Consider the following 20,679-nt stretch of genomic DNA (forward strand, 5'->3'; position numbering starts at 1 on the left):
CCCGGGGGGTCGGCCGCCGGGCGTGGGCCGCGGTCAGGTGGGGAGCAGGTTGCCGCGCCGGGAGAGCAGGAACTTCTTGAAGGCGGCCACCGGCGCGGTGTCCGGATGGCCGTCCAGCCAGGCCACGCCGATCTCGCGGACCGCGCGCGGGGCGGTCACCGTCAGCTCCACCACCCCCGGGCGGGCGACGGCGGGCGGTGGCAGCAGCGCGACCCCCAGACCCGCCGCGACCAGACCCCGCAGTGTCTCCGCCTCCTCGCCCTCGAATGCGACCCGGGGCTTGAACCCGGCCTCCTGACAGAGGTCGTCGGTGATGCGGCGCAGTCCGTAGCCGGGTTCGAGCGTGACGAAGGTGTCCTCGGCGGCCTCGGCGAGGCGGATCCGGCGGCGGGACGCCAGCCGGTGGTCGGCGGGCACGACCAGGCGCAGCTTCTGCTCGTCGAGGCGGCGGGCCACCAGGTCGGGCGCGTCCGGCACGGGCGAGGTCAGACACAGGTCCAGTTCGCCCGCGCGCAGCTTCTCCAGCATCGCCTCGCCGTAGTTCTGGACGAGGCTGAAGCGGACCCGGGGGTGATCGGCGCGGAAGGCGTGCAGCAGTCCCGGCACCGTCTCCGCGCCCATGGTGTGCAGAAAGCCGAAGGCGACCTTGCCGGTGGCGGGGTCGGCGTCCGCGCGGACCTCGTCGGCGGCCCGCTCGACCTCGGCCAGGGCGCGTTCCACGGAGGCGAGGAAGGTGCGCCCGGCGGGGGTGAGGGAGACCGTACGGCCGCGGCGGGCGAACAGTTCCACCCCCAGGTCCTGTTCGAGCCGGACCATGGCCCGGGACAGGGTGGACTGCGGGACCTGCATCTCCTGGGCGGCGCGGGTGACGTGCTCGGTGCGGGCCACGCCGGCGAAATGGACCAGGCGCGGGGCGAGCAACGCGACGATGGCGTCCCTGTCTCCCCTGTCTTTTGTGTCACTGCTCGGTGACAGTCGCCCCTGTGACCTCAGCTCATGCGCCATAGGAACGATTATGACGATTCCGTGCATTGGACGGATGAAAAAGGGGTGCCTAGGTTCGAGGTATGTCTCCCGCCAGTACCGGGGCGTCCACCACCGTGGCCGCCGTCGCACCCGTCTCCGTCCCCGACTCGCGCATGGCTCCCGGCAGCCCCGGCTACCGCCGGATGAGCCTCGCGCTCTTCCTCGCGGGCGTCGCCACCTTCGCTCTCCTGTACTGCACCCAGGCCCTGCTGCCGCTGATCTCCGGCGAGTTCGCCGCCACGGCGAGCCAGGCGAGCTGGACGGTGGCCGCGGCCACCGGCGGGCTCGCGCTGTTCGTGCTGCCGATGAGCGCCCTGTCCGAGCGGTTCGGCCGCCGTACGGTGATGACGGCCTCGCTCACGGTCGCGGTGACGGTCGGGATCCTGGTCCCCTTCGCCCCTTCGCTGGGCTGGCTGGTGGTGCTGCGCGGGCTCCAGGGCGCGGCGCTGTCCGGACTGCCGGCGTCGGCGACGGCGTACCTGGCGGAGGAGGTGCGCCCCCGGGCCCTGGTCACCGCGATCGGTCTGTTCGTCGCGGGCAACAGCGTCGGCGGGATGAGCGGCCGGGTGATCACCGGCTGGGTCGCGCAGGAGTGGGGCTGGCGGGTAGCGGTCGGCGCGGTCGGCGTCCTCGCGGTGGGCTGCGCGGTGGCGTTCCGGCTGCTGCTGCCCGCCCCGCGGCACTTCACGCCGGGCTCGCTGCGCCCGCGACTGCTGCTGGGCACGGTCCGCGACCACCTCGCCAACCCGCTGCTGCGCCGCCTGTACGCGATCGGCGCGCTGTTCATGACGGTCTTCGGCGGTGTGTACACGGTCATCGGCTACCGCCTGACCGAGGCCCCCTTCTCGCTCCCGCAGGGCATCGTCGGCTCGATCTTCCTGGTCTACCTGGTCGGCACGGTGTCGGCGTCGACGGCGGGCCGGCTGGTCGGCCGCCTGGGCCGGCGCGGCGCCCTGTACCTGGCCGCGGGCACCACGGCGGCGGGCCTGCTGCTGACCCTGGCCGGCACGCTCCCGCTGGTCCTGGCGGGCCTGGTGCTGATCACGACGGGTTTCTTCGCCGGTCACGCGGTGGCGTCCTCGGCGGTCAGCAGCACGGCCACCACCGGCCGCGCCCAGGCCTCGGCCCTCTACCAGTCCGCCTACTACGTCGGCTCCAGCGCGGGAAGCATGGCCGGCGCCGCGGCCTATCACGCGGGCGGCTGGGCCGCGACCGTCGGCGTCGGCGTCCTGGCGGTGCTCGGCGTCGTGACGATCACGCTCCTCGGCACCCGGGCGGCCCGCGCCTCCGCCCTTCGCGCGCGGCTGGCCTGACCAGGGCTTTTGTCCGGTCCAGGGACCTTTGTCAGTGGGGTGCGATAGCTTCCGGAGTGCTGGGGCGCACAGGCGCGTGACAGAACGGCCACAGGGGTGGGTGGACCATGAGTGACGGTACGGCTACGGCAGAGAATCTCGACGTCCGGCTGGAGAAGCACCGCACCGAGCTGACGGGCTACTGCTACCGCATGCTGGGCTCCGCCTTCGAAGCCGAGGACGCGGTGCAGGACACGATGGTCCGTGCCTGGCGCAGCTACGCGAAGTTCGAGGGCCGCTCCAGCCTCCGCTCCTGGCTGTACCGCATCGCGACCAACGTCTGCCTGGACATGCTGGCCGCGGGCAACAAGCGCGCCCGTCCCATGGACCTGACGGAGTCGACGCCGCTGGCCCGGGCGGCGCTCTCGCCCCGCCCGGACCACACCTGGCTGGAGCCGATGCCGGACGCCCGGGTGCTGCCCCCGGTCCAGGACCCGGCGGAGGCGGCGGTGGCGAAGGAGTCGGTGCGGCTCGCCTTCATGGCGGCCCTGCAGAACCTCCCGCCGAAGCAGCGGGCGGTTCTGATCCTGCGCGAGGTGCTGGCCTGGCGGGCGAGCGAGGTCGCCGAACTGCTCGACACCACGGTCGCCTCGGTCAACAGCGCGTTGCAGCGGGCCCGCGCGACGCTCGCCGAGCGCGAGCAGTCCGGCGCGGACGCGGCCGTCTCCGACCCGCTGGACGAGGAGCAGCAGAAACTCCTGGAGCGCTATGTGGCGGCCTTCGAGGGGTACGACATGACGGCGCTGACCGCCCTGCTGCACGAGGACGCCATCATGACGATGCCGCCGTTCGACCTGTGGCTGACCGGGCACGACGACATCACCGGCTTCATGACGACCCTCGGCGCGTCCTGCGCGGGTTCACGGCTGCTGCCGGTCGCGGTGAACGGCCTGCCGGGCTTCGCCCACTACAAGCCGGACCCCGAGGCCGGCGGGTTCACGCCCTGGTCGATCCAGGTCCTGGAGATCTCAGACGGCCGGCTCACCGGGTTCCACTTCTTCCTCGACACGAAGCGGTGGTTCCCGCTGTTCGGCCTTCCCCTCCACCTCGAACCGGAGACCGACCAGGTGCAGGAGGGCGCGTAGCTCCGGATCGGGGGCACGCAGCCTGATGCGGCCCCCGGCCCGCCGGGCGGCCAGTTCCAGCCGCGCCAGCAGGTCCACGGCGCCGAGACCGGGTGCGCCCAGCCCGCCGACGTCGACCACGGCGACCCGGGTCGGACAGGCCCGCACAGCCGCCCGTACGTCCTCGCACAGCCCCGCCACGCCCTCCCGGGTGACGGGGCCGGCCGGCACGAGTACAGCGGGTGTCATGGCGTCCACGTGCGGTAGACCGGGCGGCGGGCCGTAACTCATCGCGTCGTACCGCGCCCGGCCGTGCCCCGCCGTACGGATCACATTGACCTTGAGGAGGCCGCCGCCGGAGAGTTCGCTGTATGCCCCACATATCGTCTCGGCCGACCTCGTCCACGCAGCCCGCACCACCCGTTCCCCGCTCCCCTCTCACGCCCTCTCCGCCCGCCCGGCCGCTGTCCGTGGCGGGGTCCGCCGAGGGGGTCCAGTGCAGGGGGTGCTGAGCGGCTTCGCGGTCATCGCGATCGTCATCTGCGTCGGCTATGTCCTGGGGCGGGGCGGCCATCTCGGCGAGCACGGCCGCGAGGTGCTGACCAAGCTCGCCTTCCACGTGGCGTCCCCGGCCCTGCTGTTCACCATGCTCGCCCGCGCCGACCTCTCGGTGATCTTCTCCAGCAGGCTCCTGGTCACGGCGCTGAGCACGGCCGCGGTGGCCGGTGTCTTCGTCGCGGTGGGGGTCGTACGGCGCTGGGGCGTCGGCACGACGACGATCGGCGCGCTGTGCTCCAGCTACGTCAACTCCGGCAACCTGGGCATCCCCATCGCCGTGTACGTGCTGGGTGACGCCTCGCTGGTGGCGCCGGTGCTGCTGTTCCAGCTGATCGGTGTCACGCCGGTCGCGCTGACGATCCTGGACCTGTCGACCGGGGGCGCCAAGGGCCCGCTGTGGCAACGGCTGCTCACCCCGCTGCGCAATCCGATCGCGGTCGGCTCGCTCGCCGGGGTCACCGTCTCGGCGACCGGGCTGAGCATCCCCGGCCCGGTGATGGACCCGCTCACCCTGATCGGCAACATGTCGGTGCCCGCGGTCCTGCTCGCCTTCGGCATCTCGCTGTGCGGCAGCACCCTGCCGGGCCGGGGTCCCGACCGGTTCCCGGTGCTGCTGTCGGTCGCGCTGAAGTCGGTGGGACAGCCGGCCGCGGCCTGGGCGCTGGCCTCGGGCGTCTTCGGTCTGCACGGAGCACGGCTGCTCGACGTGGTGGTGACCTCGGCCCTGCCCGCCGCCCAGAATCTCTTCACCTACGCCTCCAGCTACGGCGTGGGCGAGCGCCTGGCCCGGGACTCGATCCTGCTGTCGACGATGCTGTCGGTGCCGGTCCTGGTGGCCGTGGCGGCGCTGCTGGGGTGACGGGATTCAGGCGACGGGGAACTCGGTGGTGTCGAGTTCAAGGTCGAAGGGCGCGGGCAGCTTGACGGCCTCGCCGAACTTGGCGGTGCTCAGCGGGCGGTAGACATCGCCCTTGGGCTCTCCGTAGAGCGTCACGGTGGGGCCGTCGGGGGCCCAGCGGTCGACGAGGAGGTAGAACGGGATGCCCGCGGCGGCGTAGGCGGCGGGCTTGCTGATGCGGTCGTGGCGGGCGTTGGACCTGGACGTCACCTCGACGACGAGCTCGGCGAGTCCGGCCGGGATGTGGGAGTCCGCTTCCGGATGGTCAGGCCTCGGAGTCACCACCAGATCCGGAATGAGCATCCCCATACGCGACGGCACGGCGATCGCCATCGTTTGGTAGATCCCCCAGTTGTCGGGGATCACGGAGTAGAGGCGACGCTGGATCAGTTCTGCCATGACGTTGTGGGGCAACGCGGGAGCAGGTGACACGGTGATGATCCCCTCGATGATCTCCACCTTGCTGCCCTCGGGCCATTCCATCTCCTCCCAGAACCGGACGAGGTCGTCCCAGCTCTGCTCGGGGTCCTGGCTCACGGTGAGTGCGCCCATGGCGGTCTCCAATCGGTGCGTCACCGATGCAAGCATGCCGAACGGGACCGGCGAGGGTCCACCGATCCCGTTCACCCGAAAGGGAGATCACCTGGTCAGGCGATGCGCTCCAGCACCACCGGGGACGGCGTGAACTGCGTGCCGGCCGGGGCGACGTCGTACGAGCCCTCGACCGCCTCCAGCGCGTACTCGAAGCGCTCGGGGGTGTCCGTGTGCAGGGTCAGCAGGGGCTGGCCCGCGGTGACCGTGTCGCCGGGCTTGGCGTGCAGCTCGACGCCCGCGCCCGCCTGCACCGGGTCCTCCTTGCGGGCGCGTCCGGCGCCCAGGCGCCAGGCGGCGACACCGATGTCGTAGGCGTCGAGGCGGGTCAGCACGCCCGAGGAGGCGGCCGTGACGACGTGCTGCTCCTTCGAGGTGGGCAGCGGGGCGTCCGGGTCGCCGCCCTGGGCCGCGATCATGCGGCGCCACACGTCCATCGCCGAGCCGTCGGCCAGGGCCTTCGCCGGGTCGGCGTCCTTCACGCCCGCCGCATCGAGCATCTCGCGGGCCAGCGCGAGGGTGAGCTCGACGACGTCCGCCGGGCCGCCGCCCGCCAGGACCTCCACCGACTCGCGGACCTCCAGCGCGTTGCCCGCGGTCAGGCCGAGCGGGGTGGACATGTCGGTGAGCAGCGCGACCGTCTTCACGCCGTGGTCGGTGCCCAGGCCCACCATGGTGGAGGCCAGTTCCCGGGCGTCCTCGATGGTCTTCATGAAGGCGCCGGTGCCGACCTTGACGTCCAGGACCAGGGAGCCGGTGCCCTCGGCGATCTTCTTCGACATGATCGAGGAGGCGATCAGCGGGATCGCCTCGACCGTGCCGGTGACGTCGCGCAGGGCGTAGAGCTTCTTGTCGGCGGGCGCGAGGCCGTCGCCCGCCGCGCAGATCACCGCGCCGGTGGTGTCCAGGACGTGCAGCATCTCCTCGTTGGAGAGCAGCGCCCGCCAGCCGGGGATCGACTCCAGCTTGTCGAGGGTGCCGCCGGTGTGGCCGAGGCCGCGGCCGGAGAGCTGGGGCACGGCCGCGCCGCAGGCCGCCACCAGCGGGGCCAGCGGCAGGGTGATCTTGTCGCCGACGCCGCCGGTGGAGTGCTTGTCGGCGGTCGGCCGGGAGAGGGAGGAGAACTCCATGCGCTCGCCGGAGGCGATCATCGCCGCGGTCCAGCGGGCGATCTCACGGCGGTTCATGCCGTTGAGCAGGATCGCCATGTTGAGGGCGGCCATCTGGTAGTCGGCGACCTCGCCGCGCGTGTACGCGTCGATGACCCAGTCGATCTGCTCGTCGCCGAGCTCGCCGCGGTCCCGCTTGGTACGGATGACGGAGATGGCGTCCATGGCCATGGCTTTCCTTCCGGGGATTGCGAAGAGCGCGGCCCCTCTGCGCTGGTCAGAGGGGCCGCACGGGAGTTACTTGGTGAGGTGGTCCGGGCCGAAGGCCTGCGGCAGCATCTCCGCGAGCGGCAGGATCCCCGCCGGGGTCTCCAGCAGGAGATCCGCCCCGCCGAACTCGTACAGCAGCTGTCGGCAGCGGCCGCACGGGACGAGGATGTCGCCCTTGCCGTCCACGCACGTGAAGTGCGTCAGCCGCCCGCCCCCGGTGCGCTGCAGCTCCGAGACCAGTCCGCACTCGGCGCACAGTCCGAGCCCGTACGAGGCGTTCTCGACGTTGCAGCCGGAGACCGTGCGGCCGTCGTCGACCAGGGCGGCGACGCCGACCGGGTAGCCGGAGTACGGGGCGTAGGCGTGGGACATGGCGTCCCGGGCCTGCGCGCGCAGCGCCTCCCAGTCGACGTCGGTGGACGGGGTCACTTGCCCTGCCCCTTCCGGTACGGCAGGCCGTCCGCCTTCGGCATCCTGAGGCTCTGCGCGGACAGCGAGAGCACCAGCAGCGTGACGATGTACGGGGTCGCCGTGACGAGCTGACGCGGCACCTCGTTCGTGGAGGCGTACCAGAGGAACATCAGGGCCGCGATCACGACCGTGACGACGGCCGGGACGTACTTCTTCTTCCACGCCAGGTAGGCCGCGCCGAACACCAGCAGGATCGCCAGCAGCAGGATCAGCGCGTGGACGTTGGTCGTGCCGCCGCGCAGGTTGAGGCTGTCGGTGTAGCCGAACAGGCCCGCGCCGAGGGCGAGGCCGCCCGGCATCCAGTTGCCGAAGATCATCGCCGCGAGGCCGATGTAGCCGCGGCCGGCCGTCTGGCCGTCCAGGTACACGTTCGACGCGACGATCGACAGGAAGGCGCCGCCGAGACCGGCGAAGCCCCCGGAGATGATGACGGCGATGTACTTGTACTTGTAGACGTTGACGCCGAGCGACTCGGCCGCCACCGGGTTCTCGCCGCAGGAGCGCAGGCGCAGGCCGAACGCGGTGCGCCACAGCACCCACCAGGTGATCGGCACGAGCGCGACGGCGATGACGGTGAGCGGCGACAGGTCGGTGATCAGACCGCCGACCAGGCCGGCGATGTCCGAGACCAGGAACCAGTGCTTCTCGTTGAGCGTGTTCAGCCAGTCGGACAGGCCGGGGATGTCGAAGGTGCCCAGCGAGTCGATCGGCGGGGACTGCTTGGCGGAGCCCTCGGGAGCGTTCTCGAAGGTGAACTTCGACAGGTAGCGGGTGGTGCCGAGGGCCAGGATGTTGACGGCCACACCGGAGACGATGTGGTTGACGTTGAAGGTCACGGTGGCGATGGCGTGCAGGACGGCGCCGAGCGCGCCGCCGATGATGCCGAAGGCCACACCGACCCACGGGCCCCACTGGTAGCCGGCCCAGGCGCCGAACCAGGTGCCGAGGATCATCATGCCCTCGAGGCCGATGTTGACGACGCCCGAGCGTTCCGCCCACAGGCCGCCGAGGCCCGCAAGGCCGATCGGCACGGCCAGCCGCAGGGCGGTGGACATCTGGCCGGTGGAGGTGATGCCGTCCGCGCCGGTGATCAGCCGGACGATCGAGGTCAGGACCAGCACGCCCGCGATGACCAGCAGGAGTACGGGCAGCGACATGCGGCGGCCGGACTTGCCGGGCTTCGCCTGCGGCTTCTTGGCGATGGTCGCGGTGGACATCAGGCCGCCACCTCCTTGTTGGTGTTCTGGGCGGCGGCCAGCTCGGCGCCGACCCGGCTCTGCTGACGGCGCAGACCCCACTGGCGAACGAACTCGTACGAGATGACGACCGCGAAGACGATCAGGCCCTGCATGATCGTGGCGATCTCCTTCGGGTAGGCCTCCGGAGTCGCGTAGTCGAGGGCGGGCGAGGCCTTGTCGAGGAAGGCCCACAGCAGGGCGGCGAAGGCGATGCCGCCCGGGTTGTTGCGGCCCAGCAGCGCGATGCCGATGGCGGTGAAGCCGAGGCCCGCCGGGAAGCTCAGGCTGTAGGTGTGGGTGTCGCCGAGCAGCAGCGGCAGCCCGGACAGGCCCGCCACCGCGCCGGAGATCAGCATGGAGACCAGCACCATGCGCTTGGCGCTGACGCCCGAGGCGGCGGCGGCCGTCTCCGAGGCGCCGGTGGCGCGCAGGTCGAAGCCGAAGCGCGTGCGGTTGAGGACCAGCCAGTACAGGACACCCAGCAGGATCGCGAGGAAGACCAGGCCGTAGATCTCGCCGACGTCGGAGCCCAGGTCGATGCCCGGGAACCAGCCGGACTCGTGCATGACGCCGGTCGTCATGTTGTTGCCGACCTGGACGCCCCACACGTCCTTCTGGGTGAGGTAGACGATGAGGCTGGTGGCGATGGCGTTCAGCATGATCGTCGCGACGACCTCGCTGACGCCCCGGGTGACCTTCAGGACGCCCGCGATGCCCGCCCAGAAGGCGCCGGTGCACATGGCGACCAGCAGCAGCAGCGGGATCTGGAGGACGCTCGGCAGCGCGACGTTCGCGCCGACGACGGCGGTCATCACCGCGGCCAGGCGGTACTGGCCGTCGACGCCGATGTTGAACAGGTTCATCCGGAAGCCGAGCGCCACGCCGATGGCGGCGATGTAGTACAGGGACGCCTGGTTGATGATCAGGACCTGGATGTCCGAGTACGGCAGCTGCTGGAGCATCAGCGTGTACGGCTCGATCGGGTTCTTGCCCGAGGCGAGCAGGACGATCGACGTCAGCGCGATCGCCAGGACGAGCGCGATGACCGGGCCGGCCACCGCGAGGAGCACGCGCTCCTTGTCGAACTTCTTCATCGGGCCTCGTCCTCCGGACCGGCAGCTTCCTCGGTGGTCTCCACGGTCTCCGCGGCTCCCAGGGACTTCTTGGTGTCCACGGGTTTCGTGGTCTCCACGTGTTCCAGGTGGCCGGACGCGGCACCGGTCATCGCCGAGCCGAGTTCCTCCGGCGTGATCGTGGCGGGATCCGCGTCGGCGACCAGCCTGCCGTCGTAGATCACCCGCAGGGTGTCCGACAGGCCGATCAGTTCGTCCAGGTCCGCGGAGATCAGCAGCACGGCCAGGCCTTCGCGGCGGGCCTCGCGGATGCGGTCCCAGATCTGCGCCTGGGCGCCGACGTCCACACCGCGGGTGGGGTGGGCGGCGATCAGGAACTTGGGGTTGTGGCTCATCTCGCGGCCGACGATCAGCTTCTGCTGGTTGCCGCCGGAGAGGGAGGCGGCGGTGACGTCGATGCCGGGGGTGCGGACGTCGTACTCCTCGACGATCCGGCGGGTGTCGGCCTGGGCGCTCTTCGGGTCCAGCCAGAAGCCCTTGGCGTTGGGCCGCTCGGTGACATGGCCGAGGATACGGTTCTCCCAGAGCGGGGCCTCCAGGAGCAGGCCCTGGCGGTGGCGGTCCTCGGGGATGTAGCCGACGCCCGACTCGCGGCGCTTGCGGGTCGGCCAGGGCGTGATGTCCTCGCCCAGGAAGTGGACGGAGCCGGAGTCGGCGCTCTTCAGGCCGATCAGGGCGTCGATCAGCTCGGTCTGGCCGTTGCCCTCGACACCGGCGATACCCATGACCTCGCCGGCGCGGATGGCGAAGGAGACGTCGTCGAGGACGCGCTTGGCCGCGCCGGGGGTGGTGGCCTCGGTGAGGACGTCGGCGCCCTCGGGGGCACCGGACGAGCCGACCGTGGCGGTCTCGGGCTGCGCGCCGAGCTCGCCGAGGGAGGCGCCGCTCGCGTACACGGTGAGGTTGCGCACTTCCAGGACGACCCGGTCGGTGACGGTCGACTCGGCCGTCTCCGGGGTGGGCAGCTCGCTGCCGACCATCATCTCGGCGAGCTGGCGCGGGGTGGTCTCGGCGGGGACGGCCGTGCCGACGGTCGTACCGCGCCGGATGACGGTGATGTCGTCGGCCACCGACAGCACCTCGCCGAGCTTGTGCGAGATGAAGATGACCGAGAGGCCCTCGGACTTGAGTTCGCGCAGGTTGTCGAAGAGCGCGTCGACCTCCTGCGGGACGAGCACGGCGGTCGGCTCGTCGAGGATCAGGGTGGTGGCGCCGCGGTAGAGGACCTTGAGGATCTCCACCCGCTGGCGGTCGGCGACGCCGAGGTCCTCGACCAGGGCGTCCGGGCGTACGCCCAGGCCGTACCGGTCGGAGATCTCCTTGATCTTCTTACGGGCGTTGCCGCCGATGCCGTACAGCTTCTCGCTGCCCAGCACCACGTTCTCCAGCACGGTCAGGTTGTCGGCCAGCATGAAGTGCTGGTGGACCATGCCGATGCCGCGGGTGATGGCGTCGGCGGGGCTGCCGAAGGCGACCTGCTCGCCGTCGATCTCGATGGTGCCCTCGTCCGGCTTCTGCATGCCGTAGAGGATCTTCATCAGGGTTGACTTGCCGGCGCCGTTCTCGCCCACCAGGGCGTGCACGGTGCCCTTGCGGACCGTCAGATGGATGTCGTGGTTGGCGACGACACCGGGAAATCGCTTGGTGATCCCCGCCAGCTCGACCGCGACTGTCGACGGGGCGGTGAGCGGAGGGCTGCTGGACGCGTCGATGGCGCACTCTCCTTGGGAAAGGGGTCGCTCTACGCGCGTAGCGTCCCCGCTTTAAATAGTGCCCGGACCTGATCGTTCTTGTTTCACTCACGATCCGTTCCGAGCATTCTGCCGCGCGAACGGGGTGCGGGGGGACATCCTCCCCGCACCCCGTTCCGCGGCCGTAACGCTGCCATTACAGCGTCCTTTTGGCCATGTCTACGACAGGCCTACCAGCACTGGTTCAGGAGGTCTTGACCGTGATGCTGCCGGACTTGATGGCCTCCTCGGCCTTCTTCACCGCGTCCTGGATGGCGGCGTTGCTCTCGAACGCGGGGTTCGAGTGCGACAGGCTCACGCCACCGTTCTCCAGGCTGCCACGGACCACACCGGTCTCCGGCTTGCCGTCGTGGACGGACTTGGCCAGGTCGTAGACCGCGCCCTCGACGTTCTTCATGGCGGAGGTGAGGATCGAGTCCTTGTACTTCGCCAGCGCGTCCTGCTTGTACTGGTCGGAGTCGACGCCGATCGCCCAGACCTTGTGCTCGTTGGCGGCCTTGATGACACCCTGGCCGGACAGGCCGGCGGCGGCGTAGACGACGTCCGCGCCCGCGTCGATCTGGCCGTTGGCCGCGTTCTCGCCCTTGTCGGGGCTGGAGAAGCCACCCTCCTGCGCGGTCTCGGTCAGGTACTGCTCCTTGACCGTGACGCCCTTCTTGGTGTCCTCGACGCCCTGCTTGAAGCCGGCACCGAACTTGTGGATCAGCGGGACGTCCACGCCGCCGATGAAGCCGACGGTGTTGGTCTTGGTGGCCTTGGCGGCGGCGACGCCGGCCAGGTAGGAGGCCTGCTCCTCGTGGAAGACCAGGTCGGCGACGTTGTCGGCCTTGATGGTCTCGTCGTCGACGATGCCGAAGGTGGTCTTCGGGTACTTCGCCGCGACCTCCTTGACGGCCGGCGCGTAGGCGAAGCCGACGCCGATGACCGGGTTGTAGCCCTTCTTGGCCAGCGTCTCCAGGCGCTGCACCTTGTCCGCGTCGGACTCGCCGTCCTGCGGCTCCACGGCCGCGCTCTTGTAGCCGAACTCCTTGTCGGCCTTCTCCAGGCCGGCGGTGGCGGCGTCGTTGAAGGACTGGTCGCCCTTGCCGCCGACGTCGTACGCCAGGGCCAGGCCCAGGTTCTTGTCGCCGCTGGAGGACGAGGAGGAGGAGGACGAGCTTCCGCAGGCGGAAACAGTCACGGCAAGAGCTGCGGTTGCAACGCCTGCAACCGCGATACGGGACACCCGGCGCATGGAACGAGACTCCTTTGTGCAAGCGCCCAAACCAGGCGCTGGTTCCGCCGCAGCGTAACGCGCGTAGACCAGACGAGAAAACCCCTTCTGTCCGGTCCGTTACCGAGCTGTGGCCACAGACGTGACCCAGACTACGTACAGCAGCGCGCCCCTTGCGGGAGGCAAGGGGCGCACGAGTTTCGCGGGTGCTCTCCGGAGCGTACGGGTCACCGTCCGCAGGCCGGAGCTCGCTGTTCCGCCACGACGCACGTCACTTTCGCGTCGCGTACTGCCGCGTACCGCTACTCCGTCTTGACGGTGACCGTGCCGGCGATGATGTCCGCCTTGGCCTTGTCGACGGCGGCGACGACGTCGGCCATCGCCTTGTACTTCGGGTTGGAGTCGGCGAAGCCGACACCGCCGGACTTCAGGTCGCCCCGCACCTCACCGTTGAGCGGCTTGCCCTCGACGACGGACTTGGCCAGGTCGTAGACCGCGCCGCCGACGTTCTTCAGGGCCGAGCCGAGGATGTAGTCCTTGTACTTGGCCAGCGCGCCCTGCGCGTACTGGTCGGAGTCGACGCCGATCGCCCACACCTTGTGCTCGGCCGCGGCCTTGATCACACCCTGGCCGGACAGACCGGCCGCCTGGTAGACGACGTCGGCGCCGGCCTCGATCTGGCCGTTGGCCGCGTTCTCGCCCTTGTCGGGGCTGGAGAAGCCGCCCTCCGCGGGCGTCTGGGTGAGGTACTGCGACTCGATCTTGATGTTCGGGTTGACGGACTTGGCGCCCTGGTCGAACCCGGCCTCGAACTTGTGGATCAGCGGGATGTCCACGCCGCCGATGAAGCCGATGTGGTTCTTCTTGGTGGCCTTGGCCGCGGCCACGCCCGCCAGGTACGAGGACTGCTCCTCGTGGAAGACCATGTCGGCGACGTTGGCCGACTTGATGGTGGCGTCGTCGATGATGCCGAAGGTGATCTTCGGGTACTTCGCGGCGGCCTCCTTCACGGCCGGCGCGTAGGCGAAACCGACGCCGATGATCGGGTTGTAGCCCGCCTTGGCGAGGGTCACCAGGCGCTGCGTCTTGTCCGCGTCGGACTCGCCGTCCTGCGGCTCGACGTCCTGGCCGCCGATCTTGAACTCGGCCTTGGCCTTCTCGAAGCCGGCGAAGGCCGCATCGTTGAAGGACTGGTCGCCCTTGCCGCCGATGTCGTACGCGAGACCGATGCCCTTGGCCGAGTACTTGCCGGACTCGGAGTCACTGCCGCCGGCCGAGTCGGTGCTGGACTTGCCACAGCCGACCGCCGTGAGTGCGACGACCGCGACGGCCACCGCTGCTTGGGAGAACCTGGTCCTCCGAGAGATCAGACGCACAGCAAGCACCCTTCATCCCCACGGCACCGTCGCCGGCCCGCTACCCCTTGCGCCGCCACAGGTGGCGATTCCGGCGCACAGTAACGCGCGTAGAAGGGGAGGGGAACGGGGTTCCTCGCGGCCGTTATCGATTCGTGCCGCCGACGGGCCGCATTCCGGCGCCGCCGGTTACAGCCGGATAACTCAAGCGGACGAAGGGGCATATGACGGGCGCCCCCTGCTGTCGTCACGTCAGACGCCCTACGTGCCAGGCGGATCGCCGATCCGGGTGCCGGGCGGGCCAGGCAGATCGCCACTCCGAGTGACCGACGGGCCAGGCCGACCGTCGATCCAGGTGCCGGGCGAATCAGGCCGATCGCCGCTCCGAGTGCCAGGCGGGCAGGCCGGCCGTCGACCCGGGCGGCCGGCGGGCCAGGCCGATCGCCGAGCCGGGCCGATCGCGCCGACCCGAGCTCCCGGCGGCCAGGCCGGTCCGCGACCCGGACCCCGGCGGCCGCTGCCTCGTCTCAGCCCGCCGCGTCCAGCAGTACGGCGGCGGTGAACAGCTCCACCCCGACCGTGATCGCGGACTCGTCGGCGTCGAAGTCGCCCTGGTGCAGATCGCGCACCGTCCGCTCGCCGGGCGTGCGCACACCGAGGCGCGCGAGGGCCCCCGGCACCTGTTCGAGGTACCAGGAGAAGTCCTCCCCGCCGAGGCTCTGCTCGGTGCTCTCCACCGTCTCCGCTCCCCGGCGCACGGTCATGGCGTCCCGCAGCAGCTCGGTGACCACCGGGTCGTTCACCACGGGCGGGACCCCGCGCACATAGGTGATCTCCGACTTGGCCCGGTGCAGGTTGGCGACCTCGTCGATCGCGGCCACCACGACGTCGGGCGCCTGCCGCCACGCCGCGATGTCCAGGCAGCGCACGGTGCCGGAGAGCTCGGCGTGCTGCGGGATGACGTTCGGGGCGTGGCCGGACTCGATCCGCCCCCAGGTCACGGCCATCCCGCTGCGGGTGTCCACCCGGCGGGCGACGATCGCGGGCACGTCGGTGGCGACCCGGGCCGCGGCGGTGACGAGGTCGGTGGTCAGGTGCGGCCGCGCGGTGTGCCCGCCGGGGCCGTTCAGCGCGATCTCCAGCCGGTCGCAGGCCGAGGTGATGGGCCCCGGCCGCAGCCCGACCCGCCCGGCGTCGACCCGGGGGTCGCAGTGCACGGCGACGATCTGCCGCACCCCTTCCAGCGCCCCGTCCTCGATGGCGTCGACGGCGCCGCCCGGCAGCACCTCCTCGGCGGGCTGGAAGATCAGCCGCACGGGCTGGGGCAGCAGGCCCCGCTCGTGCAGCTCGGCGAGGACGAGCCCGGCGCCCAGTACGACGGTCGTGTGCACGTCGTGCCCGCAGGCGTGCGCCCGGTCGGGCACGGTGGAGCGGTAGGCGCACTCGGTCTTCGCGTCCGGGATGGGCAGGGCGTCGATGTCGGCGCGCAGGGCGAACAGGCCGCGACCGTCCGCCGGCGCCTCGCCGTCCACGCCGATGTCACAGACGAGCCCGGTCCCGACGGCGAGCACCCGTGGCCGCAGACCGGCCTTCTCCAGCCGCTCCTTGATCGCCGCCGTGGTGCGGAACTCCTGGTTGCCGAGCTCGGGATGCATATGCAGGTCGCGCCGGAAGGCGACGAGCTCGGCACGCAGCTCCTCGGGCAGCGCACCGGGGAGCACGGCATCAGCGGGGATATCGGCCTCGGACTCTCGGGACATCAATTGGTTCACCCTCTGAAGGGTAGGTCTCCGGGGCGGCCAACTGCCCCTCGAACAACAAAACTTCAGCCCGTTAGGGGAAGAAAACCTGGCCGCCGGACGCATAGGCGTCGATTCAGGTGGGTAGACTCGCCCGCTTTCCGGACGGGCTTCGCACCCAGCCACCCTTCAGGCATACCATGCCCCGCCGTACGTACGCTGTTCTGTTCACCCGTCGGAACGGAACCGGGACGCGCCCCGGGCGGGTGCCCCGCAGGGTCCCGCCCCGCTCCGGACGGCCGCGGGACGGGCTCGGCCATCCGGCGGACGCCCCGCCGGTGCGCTCGGTAACCTCCGGGCATGTGACCCACCCCGAGAGCGGTGACCTCGCCGCACCCTTCATATCCGCGACCCGGATCTCGTACGACACCATCGCCCAGGACTACGCCGACAGCTTCGCGGACCACCTCGCCGTACACCCCGTCGAACGTTCCCTCCTCGCCGCCTTCGCCGAGCTCGTGCGGGAGCGGGGTACGGCGCCCGTGGCCGACCTGGGCAGCGGACCCGGTCATGTCGCGGCCCGGCTGCACGCCATGGGCGTGCCGGTCTTCGGGGTCGACGTGTCCCCGCGGATGGTGGAGCTGGCCCGTGCGGCGCACCCCGCGCTCCGCTTCCACGTGGGCTCGATGACCTCGCTCGACCTGCCGGACGCGACCCTCGGCGGGGTGCTCGCCCTCTACTCGATCATCCATGTCCCGGACGATCACCTGCCGAGGGTGTTCGCGGAGTTCCACCGGGTGCTGGCGCCGGGCGGCCAGGTGATGCTGGGGTTCCAGTGGCACGAGGAGGAGGACGGGATGCATCTCGCCGAGCGCTTCGGCCACGCGATCTCGCTGGACTACCACTGGCGCACCCCGGACGCCGTGGCCGACCTCCTGGTGAAGGCCGGTTTCCGGCTCCGGGCCCGGCTGCTGCGCGAACCCGGCGCCGAGGAGAGGCTCCCGCGGGCGTTCCTGCTGGCCCACAAGCCCGAAGGGGCATAGCGACGCTAAGCCCGAAGGGGCATGGCGACGCGGCCCGTGCACGGGGTGCGCGGGCCGCGTTCCGCTCCGTGGGTTCCCGCCGCGTGCCTACTGCGGGCTCGCCGCCGACACCCGGGTGACGTCCCGCGCCGTGCCCGTGACCCCCGACAGGAAGCCCTGGGCCCGGGGCGAGGCGTTCTCCGTCAGCCAGCCCGGGTCGATGTCGCAGACCGCGACCCGGACGTCCGTACCGGCCAGCGCGAGCGGCAGGGTGTGGACGACCGTCGACGGGAAGCTGAGTATCGTCCGCCCGATCGGGCCGCGCCGGGCGATCAGTTCGAGCGGGAGTTCGGGGCGGACGATCTCCAGTCCCGTCTCCCGCGCGAGCCGGTGCAGCTTGTCCGTGCTCTCGCGGCGGTGCGCGAAGTAGCGCGTCGCGCCGTGCGCCCTGGCCCGGGCGCCCACCGCGGACACGTACCGGTCCGCGTCGACCACGCCGGTCTCCACCAGCGAGGTGCCGACCAGGTCCGCCCCCTTGGCGACCCGGGGCGGGCCGAAGCGGGAACGGGTCCAGGCGAAGGCGTTCTGAGTGATCGTCACGCCCTCGGGCGCCTCCTCTATGGGCATCGAGGAGAAGATCTCCACCCGGCGGCCGTCGCCCGGGGTCAGCCGGCGCCGGGCCGAGGACGACACCGGCGCGAACACCACGTCGCGCGGGCCGGGGCGGCCCCCCTTGCGGTGCCAGCGCACCAGCCGCTCGCCCCGGGCCAGCTGGGCGACGAACTCCATCGTCGCCGTGCCGTCGTCCACCACGACCAGGTCCCGGGCCCGGGTGATGGTCAGCAGCAGCTGTACGTAACGGGAGAACGGGTCTCCCATCACCACGCGTTCCGCCGCGCGCAGCAGCCGGGACAGGCCGCCGATGGTGCGGAAGGGCGCGGCCGTACCGCCCCGCGCCTCCTCCCAGCGGACCTCGTGACCGTCCTCGCGGGCCAGCTCCGCCATCCGGCGCAGCTGACCGCGGGTCATCGGGTCCATCGGGGACAGGACGACGAGGGTGAACCCCGCGCCGGACCGCTCCGGACCGCCCAGCCCGTGCGCATGCGCCCATTCGAGCACGTTCAGCAGCTGAACCGGGCTCTCCACGAAGGCGAGCGTGTGGGGGGTGCCGGTGGTCCCGGCGCGAGGGTTCATCGACGTACGACCGTCCCGTAAGCCACTCGGAGTCGGACTGGGGGCCGAGCTGGTGCTCAGACCGAGACCGGCTCGCCCGCGGCGGCGGCGATCTCCGCCTCGGCGACGACACCGGTGACGCGGCGCAGCTTCTTCATCGGGCCGAGCTCGGAGTCGTAGACCTTCTTGACGCCGTCGCCGAGCGAGGCCTCGATGGTGCGGATGTCGCGCACCAGGCGCTGCAGGCCCTGCGGCTCCACGGAGGCGGCCTGGTCCGAGCCCCACATGGCGCGGTCGAGGGTGATGTGGCGCTCGACGAAGGTGGCGCCGAGGGCGACCGCGGCGAGCGTGGTCTGCAGGCCCGTCTCGTGGCCGGAGTAGCCGATCGGGACGTTCGGGTACTCCTGCTGGAGGGTGTTGATGACGCGGAGGTTGAGCTCCTCGGCCTTCGCCGGGTAGGTCGAGGTGGCGTGGCAGAGCAGGATGTTGTCCGAGCCGAGGACCTCGACCGCGTGGCGGATCTGCTTCGGGGTGGACATGCCGGTGGAGAGGATGACCGTGCGGCCGGTGGCACGCAGGGCGCGCAGCAGCTCGTCGTCCGTCAGGGAGGCGGAGGCCACCTTGTGGGCCGGGACGTCGAACTTCTCCAGGAAGGCGACGGCCTCGGTGTCCCACGGGGAGGCGAACCAGTCGATGCCCCGCTTCTTGCAGTGCTCGTCGATCTGGCGGTACTCGTCCTCGCCGAACTCCACGCGGTGGCGGTAGTCGATGTAGGTCATCCGGCCCCAGGGGGTGTCGCGCTCGATGTCCCACTGGTCGCGCGGGGTGCAGATCTCCGGGGTGCGCTTCTGGAACTTGACCGCGTCGCAGCCGGCCTCGGCGGCGGCGTCGATGAGCTTGAACGCGTTCTCCAGCTCACCGTTGTGGTTGATGCCGATCTCACCGACGACGTAGACGGGCTGACCGGGGCCGGCGGTCTTGGAACCGAACGTGCGCAGACGGGAGTTGGTGCTCATGGCAGAGATGTCCTTACTGGGGGAGGGAGTCGAGAGAGGGGCCGAGGATCCAGCTGGCGATCTCTCGGATCGCGCCGTCGCCACCGGGGAGAGTGGTGACCGCGCGTGCGGCGCCGCGCACGACGTCGTGGGCGCTCGCGACCGCCACGGGCCAGCCCACGAGGGCGAAGCACGGGAGGTCATTGACGTCGTTGCCGACGTAGAGCACGCGCTCAGGCGCGATGCCCTGCTCCTCGCACCACTGCTTCAGCGCGAGGTCCTTGCGGTCGATGCCGTGCAGCACCGGGAGCTTGAGCTTCCGGGCCCGGGCGGCGACGACCGGGTTCTGTTCCGTGGACAGGATCAGCATCTTCAGGCCGCTCCTGCGGAGGGCCGCGATGCCGAGTCCGTCCCCGCGGTGCACGGAGACGAACTCCCGTCCGTCGGAGTCGATCAGCACCCGGTCGTCGGTCTGGGTGCCGTCGAAGTCGAGGACGACCGCGTCGATGTCGTCGGCGGTCGGCAGCGAACCGGGGAGGTCCGCGTCGAAGAGGGGGGCCAGGGCGCGGGCGCGGGCGAGATCGTGCGGGTCGTCGATCTCCAGCACCCGGGCAGGGTCGGTGCGCACCAGTTCGGTGCGGCCGAAGAAGCGGTGCCGGTGCTCGCGGAAGCCGGTGGCCTCCATCGCGTAGGCGGCGCCGGTCTCCAGCAGGTCCTGGGGGCGGTCCTGGCGGCGCGGGCGGAAGGACTTGTCGTGGTTGACGCCGTAGCCGCCCTCAGTGACGGCCGGGTCGGCAACCTTGGTCCTGCCGCCGACCTCGTCGGCGCGTCCGGTCTCGACGACCGCCGGCTCGTCGGCCGCGTCCCGCCAGATGAAGCCGTGGAAGGGGGCCACGGTGACCGCCGTGTCGGCGCCGTTCTCGACGACCGCGCCGGCCACCCCGTCGATGTCCTCCCGGACGATGAAGGGGCTGGTGCACTGCACGAGGAGCACCGCGTCGACCGGGGAGCCGTGCAGCGCCTCGTGGGCGTCCATGGCGTGCAGGACGGCGGCCTCGGAGGTGGCGGTGTCGCCGGCGATGGCGGCGGGCCGCAGCACGACCTCGGCGCCGGCCTGCCGGGCGGCGGCGGCGATCGCCTGGTCGTCGGTGGAGACGACGACGTCGGTCACCAGCCGGGAGGCGCGGCACTCGCGCACGGCACGGGCCACGAGCGGGATCCCGCCGACGGCCGCGAGGTTCTTCGCGGGCACGCCCTTGGAGCCGCCGCGCGCGGGGATCACCGCGAGCACCCGGCGCACCGAAGCGCCTTGGCCCGCTTCCGGGTTGGACATGGGTTCCACTCCTTGGGCTGTTGTCTCGGCGGCGCTCACAGCTCGCCCATCCGCCGGATCACGGGGGCGACGCGCTGCACTCCGTGGCGGTAGGCGCCGCGCGCCGCCCGGCGCACGATCTGCCGGACCGCTCCCGGCTCCTTGTCGGCGGCCGGGGCGCCGGGCAGCGGGGCGCCGTCGGGGCCGAGGTGGTGGCGGGCGAGGATGCCCGGCAGGTATCCGGGGGCGGTCTCGGGTGTGTAGTACGGGGCCAGCGGGGGCAGTCCGCCGGGGCGTTCGAGGAGCTCGGTGATCCGCTCGCGGGCCGCGTCGAAGGCGGTGGCGTAGGAGCCCGCCCGGTCCGGATCGTTCCGGAATCGATCCGGTTCTGCCGGTTCCTAAAAGGCCC

The 20,679-nt window shown here is 71.2% G+C and carries 18 protein-coding genes and 1 pseudogene; 4 read left to right on the plus strand and 15 right to left on the minus strand.

Translation table 11 applies throughout. The features are described 5' to 3' along the window. Window positions 1-33: 33 nt before the first annotated feature. Entirely contained in the window at window positions 34-1,005 is a 972-nt protein-coding gene (locus ABT085_RS26045; RefSeq protein WP_351612558.1) for a LysR family transcriptional regulator, read from the minus strand. Between the two features lie 62 nt (window positions 1,006-1,067). On the opposite strand from ABT085_RS26045, the gene ABT085_RS26050 reads away from it, so the two are divergent. Both ABT085_RS26050 and ABT085_RS26055 read left to right on the plus strand, forming a co-directional pair. Further along, a complete protein-coding gene (locus ABT085_RS26050) occupies window positions 1,068-2,339 on the plus strand; it encodes an MFS transporter (RefSeq protein WP_351612560.1) in 1,272 nt (423 codons plus the stop codon). Between the two features lie 107 nt (window positions 2,340-2,446). Beyond that, complete coding sequence (locus ABT085_RS26055) at window positions 2,447-3,463, plus strand: sigma-70 family RNA polymerase sigma factor (RefSeq protein ID WP_351612563.1); 1,017 nt, start codon at window positions 2,447-2,449, stop codon at window positions 3,461-3,463. Here the strand turns inward: ABT085_RS26055 and ABT085_RS26060 are convergent. Further along, window positions 3,347-3,733 carry an STAS domain-containing protein gene (locus ABT085_RS26060; protein ID WP_351612594.1) on the minus strand — a complete coding sequence of 129 codons (387 nt, stop codon included), beginning with the start codon at window positions 3,731-3,733 and terminating at the stop codon, window positions 3,347-3,349. The two genes, ABT085_RS26055 and ABT085_RS26060, sit on opposite strands and share 117 nt — an antisense overlap. Before the next feature lie 205 nt (window positions 3,734-3,938). On the opposite strand from ABT085_RS26060, the gene ABT085_RS26065 reads away from it, so the two are divergent. Beyond that, window positions 3,939-4,859 carry an AEC family transporter gene (locus tag ABT085_RS26065; RefSeq protein ID WP_351612566.1) on the plus strand — a complete coding sequence of 307 codons (921 nt, stop codon included), beginning with the start codon at window positions 3,939-3,941 and terminating at the stop codon, window positions 4,857-4,859. Between the two features lie 6 nt (window positions 4,860-4,865). Here the strand turns inward: ABT085_RS26065 and ABT085_RS26070 are convergent, their stop codons facing one another. From ABT085_RS26070 to ABT085_RS26110, 9 genes are all read right to left on the minus strand, one after another. Beyond that, window positions 4,866-5,450, minus strand: a complete 585-nt coding sequence (locus tag ABT085_RS26070) for a Uma2 family endonuclease (RefSeq protein ID WP_351612597.1) — start codon at window positions 5,448-5,450, stop codon at window positions 4,866-4,868. A gap of 95 nt (window positions 5,451-5,545) precedes the next feature. Beyond that, window positions 5,546-6,829 carry a thymidine phosphorylase gene (locus ABT085_RS26075; RefSeq protein WP_351612568.1) on the minus strand — a complete coding sequence of 428 codons (1,284 nt, stop codon included), beginning with the start codon at window positions 6,827-6,829 and terminating at the stop codon, window positions 5,546-5,548. A 66-nt stretch (window positions 6,830-6,895) separates the two neighbouring features. Next, entirely contained in the window at window positions 6,896-7,297 is a 402-nt protein-coding gene (locus ABT085_RS26080) for a cytidine deaminase (RefSeq protein ID WP_351612571.1), read from the minus strand. Continuing rightward, window positions 7,294-8,556 (minus strand): ABC transporter permease, encoded by a 1,263-nt coding sequence (locus ABT085_RS26085; RefSeq protein ID WP_351612574.1) that lies wholly within the window; start codon window positions 8,554-8,556, stop codon window positions 7,294-7,296. The genes ABT085_RS26080 and ABT085_RS26085 overlap by 4 nt, the downstream gene beginning before the upstream one ends. Beyond that, window positions 8,556-9,671, minus strand: coding sequence for an ABC transporter permease (locus tag ABT085_RS26090; protein WP_351612577.1), 1,116 nt, complete (start codon window positions 9,669-9,671; stop codon window positions 8,556-8,558). Before ABT085_RS26090 ends, ABT085_RS26085 begins: the two co-directional genes overlap by 1 nt. Beyond that, window positions 9,668-11,422: an ABC transporter ATP-binding protein gene (locus ABT085_RS26095; protein WP_351612602.1), complete on the minus strand. Its 1,755-nt coding sequence runs from the start codon at window positions 11,420-11,422 to the stop codon at window positions 9,668-9,670. The genes ABT085_RS26090 and ABT085_RS26095 overlap by 4 nt, the downstream gene beginning before the upstream one ends. A 223-nt stretch (window positions 11,423-11,645) precedes the next feature. Then, window positions 11,646-12,695 carry a BMP family lipoprotein gene (locus ABT085_RS26100; RefSeq protein WP_351612579.1) on the minus strand — a complete coding sequence of 350 codons (1,050 nt, stop codon included), beginning with the start codon at window positions 12,693-12,695 and terminating at the stop codon, window positions 11,646-11,648. A gap of 281 nt (window positions 12,696-12,976) precedes the next feature. Beyond that, on the minus strand, window positions 12,977-14,041 hold the full coding sequence (locus tag ABT085_RS26105) for a BMP family lipoprotein (protein ID WP_351612604.1): 1,065 nt from the start codon (window positions 14,039-14,041) through the stop codon (window positions 12,977-12,979). A 515-nt stretch (window positions 14,042-14,556) separates the two neighbouring features. Continuing rightward, complete coding sequence (locus ABT085_RS26110) at window positions 14,557-15,789, minus strand: amidohydrolase (protein WP_351612582.1); 1,233 nt, start codon at window positions 15,787-15,789, stop codon at window positions 14,557-14,559. Between the two features lie 341 nt (window positions 15,790-16,130). On the opposite strand from ABT085_RS26110, the gene ABT085_RS26115 reads away from it, so the two are divergent. Beyond that, entirely contained in the window at window positions 16,131-16,811 is a 681-nt protein-coding gene (locus ABT085_RS26115; RefSeq protein WP_351612584.1) for a class I SAM-dependent methyltransferase, read from the plus strand. An 87-nt stretch (window positions 16,812-16,898) separates the two neighbouring features. Here the strand turns inward: ABT085_RS26115 and ABT085_RS26120 are convergent, their stop codons facing one another. The 4 genes and pseudogenes from ABT085_RS26120 to ABT085_RS26135 form a co-directional block, all read right to left on the minus strand. After that, window positions 16,899-17,984 (minus strand): hypothetical protein, encoded by a 1,086-nt coding sequence (locus ABT085_RS26120; protein ID WP_351612586.1) that lies wholly within the window; start codon window positions 17,982-17,984, stop codon window positions 16,899-16,901. Between the two features lie 56 nt (window positions 17,985-18,040). After that, window positions 18,041-18,979, minus strand: a complete 939-nt coding sequence (locus tag ABT085_RS26125) for an N-acetylneuraminate synthase family protein (protein WP_351612588.1) — start codon at window positions 18,977-18,979, stop codon at window positions 18,041-18,043. A gap of 13 nt (window positions 18,980-18,992) precedes the next feature. Further along, window positions 18,993-20,291 carry a cytidylyltransferase domain-containing protein gene (locus ABT085_RS26130; protein WP_351612591.1) on the minus strand — a complete coding sequence of 433 codons (1,299 nt, stop codon included), beginning with the start codon at window positions 20,289-20,291 and terminating at the stop codon, window positions 18,993-18,995. 35 nt (window positions 20,292-20,326) lie between these two features. After that, window positions 20,327-20,623, minus strand: a pseudogene (locus ABT085_RS26135) (DUF6716 putative glycosyltransferase); the annotation flags it as partial. Between the last annotated feature and the right edge of the window lie 56 nt (window positions 20,624-20,679).

Origin of the sequence: Streptomyces sp. NPDC002265 (assembly GCF_040296125.1) — a bacterium.
Lineage (GTDB): Bacteria > Actinomycetota > Actinomycetes > Streptomycetales > Streptomycetaceae > Streptomyces.

Excerpts from the sequence above, each read along its gene's own strand:
- ABT085_RS26060 (WP_351612594.1), bottom strand. The coding sequence starts at position 3,733 with ATGAGTTACGGCCCGCCGCCCGGTCTACCGCACGTGGACGCCATGACA.
- ABT085_RS26110 (WP_351612582.1), bottom strand. The coding sequence starts at position 15,789 with ATGTCCCGAGAGTCCGAGGCCGATATCCCCGCTGATGCCGTGCTCCCC.
- ABT085_RS26125 (WP_351612588.1), bottom strand. The coding sequence starts at position 18,979 with ATGAGCACCAACTCCCGTCTGCGCACGTTCGGTTCCAAGACCGCCGGC.
- ABT085_RS26055 (WP_351612563.1), top strand. The coding sequence starts at position 2,447 with ATGAGTGACGGTACGGCTACGGCAGAGAATCTCGACGTCCGGCTGGAG.
- ABT085_RS26130 (WP_351612591.1), bottom strand. The coding sequence starts at position 20,291 with ATGTCCAACCCGGAAGCGGGCCAAGGCGCTTCGGTGCGCCGGGTGCTC.
- ABT085_RS26075 (WP_351612568.1), bottom strand. The coding sequence starts at position 6,829 with ATGGCCATGGACGCCATCTCCGTCATCCGTACCAAGCGGGACCGCGGC.
- ABT085_RS26100 (WP_351612579.1), bottom strand. The coding sequence starts at position 12,695 with ATGCGCCGGGTGTCCCGTATCGCGGTTGCAGGCGTTGCAACCGCAGCT.
- ABT085_RS26045 (WP_351612558.1), bottom strand. The coding sequence starts at position 1,005 with ATGGCGCATGAGCTGAGGTCACAGGGGCGACTGTCACCGAGCAGTGAC.
- ABT085_RS26085 (WP_351612574.1), bottom strand. The coding sequence starts at position 8,556 with ATGTCCACCGCGACCATCGCCAAGAAGCCGCAGGCGAAGCCCGGCAAG.
- ABT085_RS26070 (WP_351612597.1), bottom strand. The coding sequence starts at position 5,450 with ATGGGCGCACTCACCGTGAGCCAGGACCCCGAGCAGAGCTGGGACGAC.
- ABT085_RS26090 (WP_351612577.1), bottom strand. The coding sequence starts at position 9,671 with ATGAAGAAGTTCGACAAGGAGCGCGTGCTCCTCGCGGTGGCCGGCCCG.
- ABT085_RS26120 (WP_351612586.1), bottom strand. The coding sequence starts at position 17,984 with ATGAACCCTCGCGCCGGGACCACCGGCACCCCCCACACGCTCGCCTTC.
- ABT085_RS26050 (WP_351612560.1), top strand. The coding sequence starts at position 1,068 with ATGTCTCCCGCCAGTACCGGGGCGTCCACCACCGTGGCCGCCGTCGCA.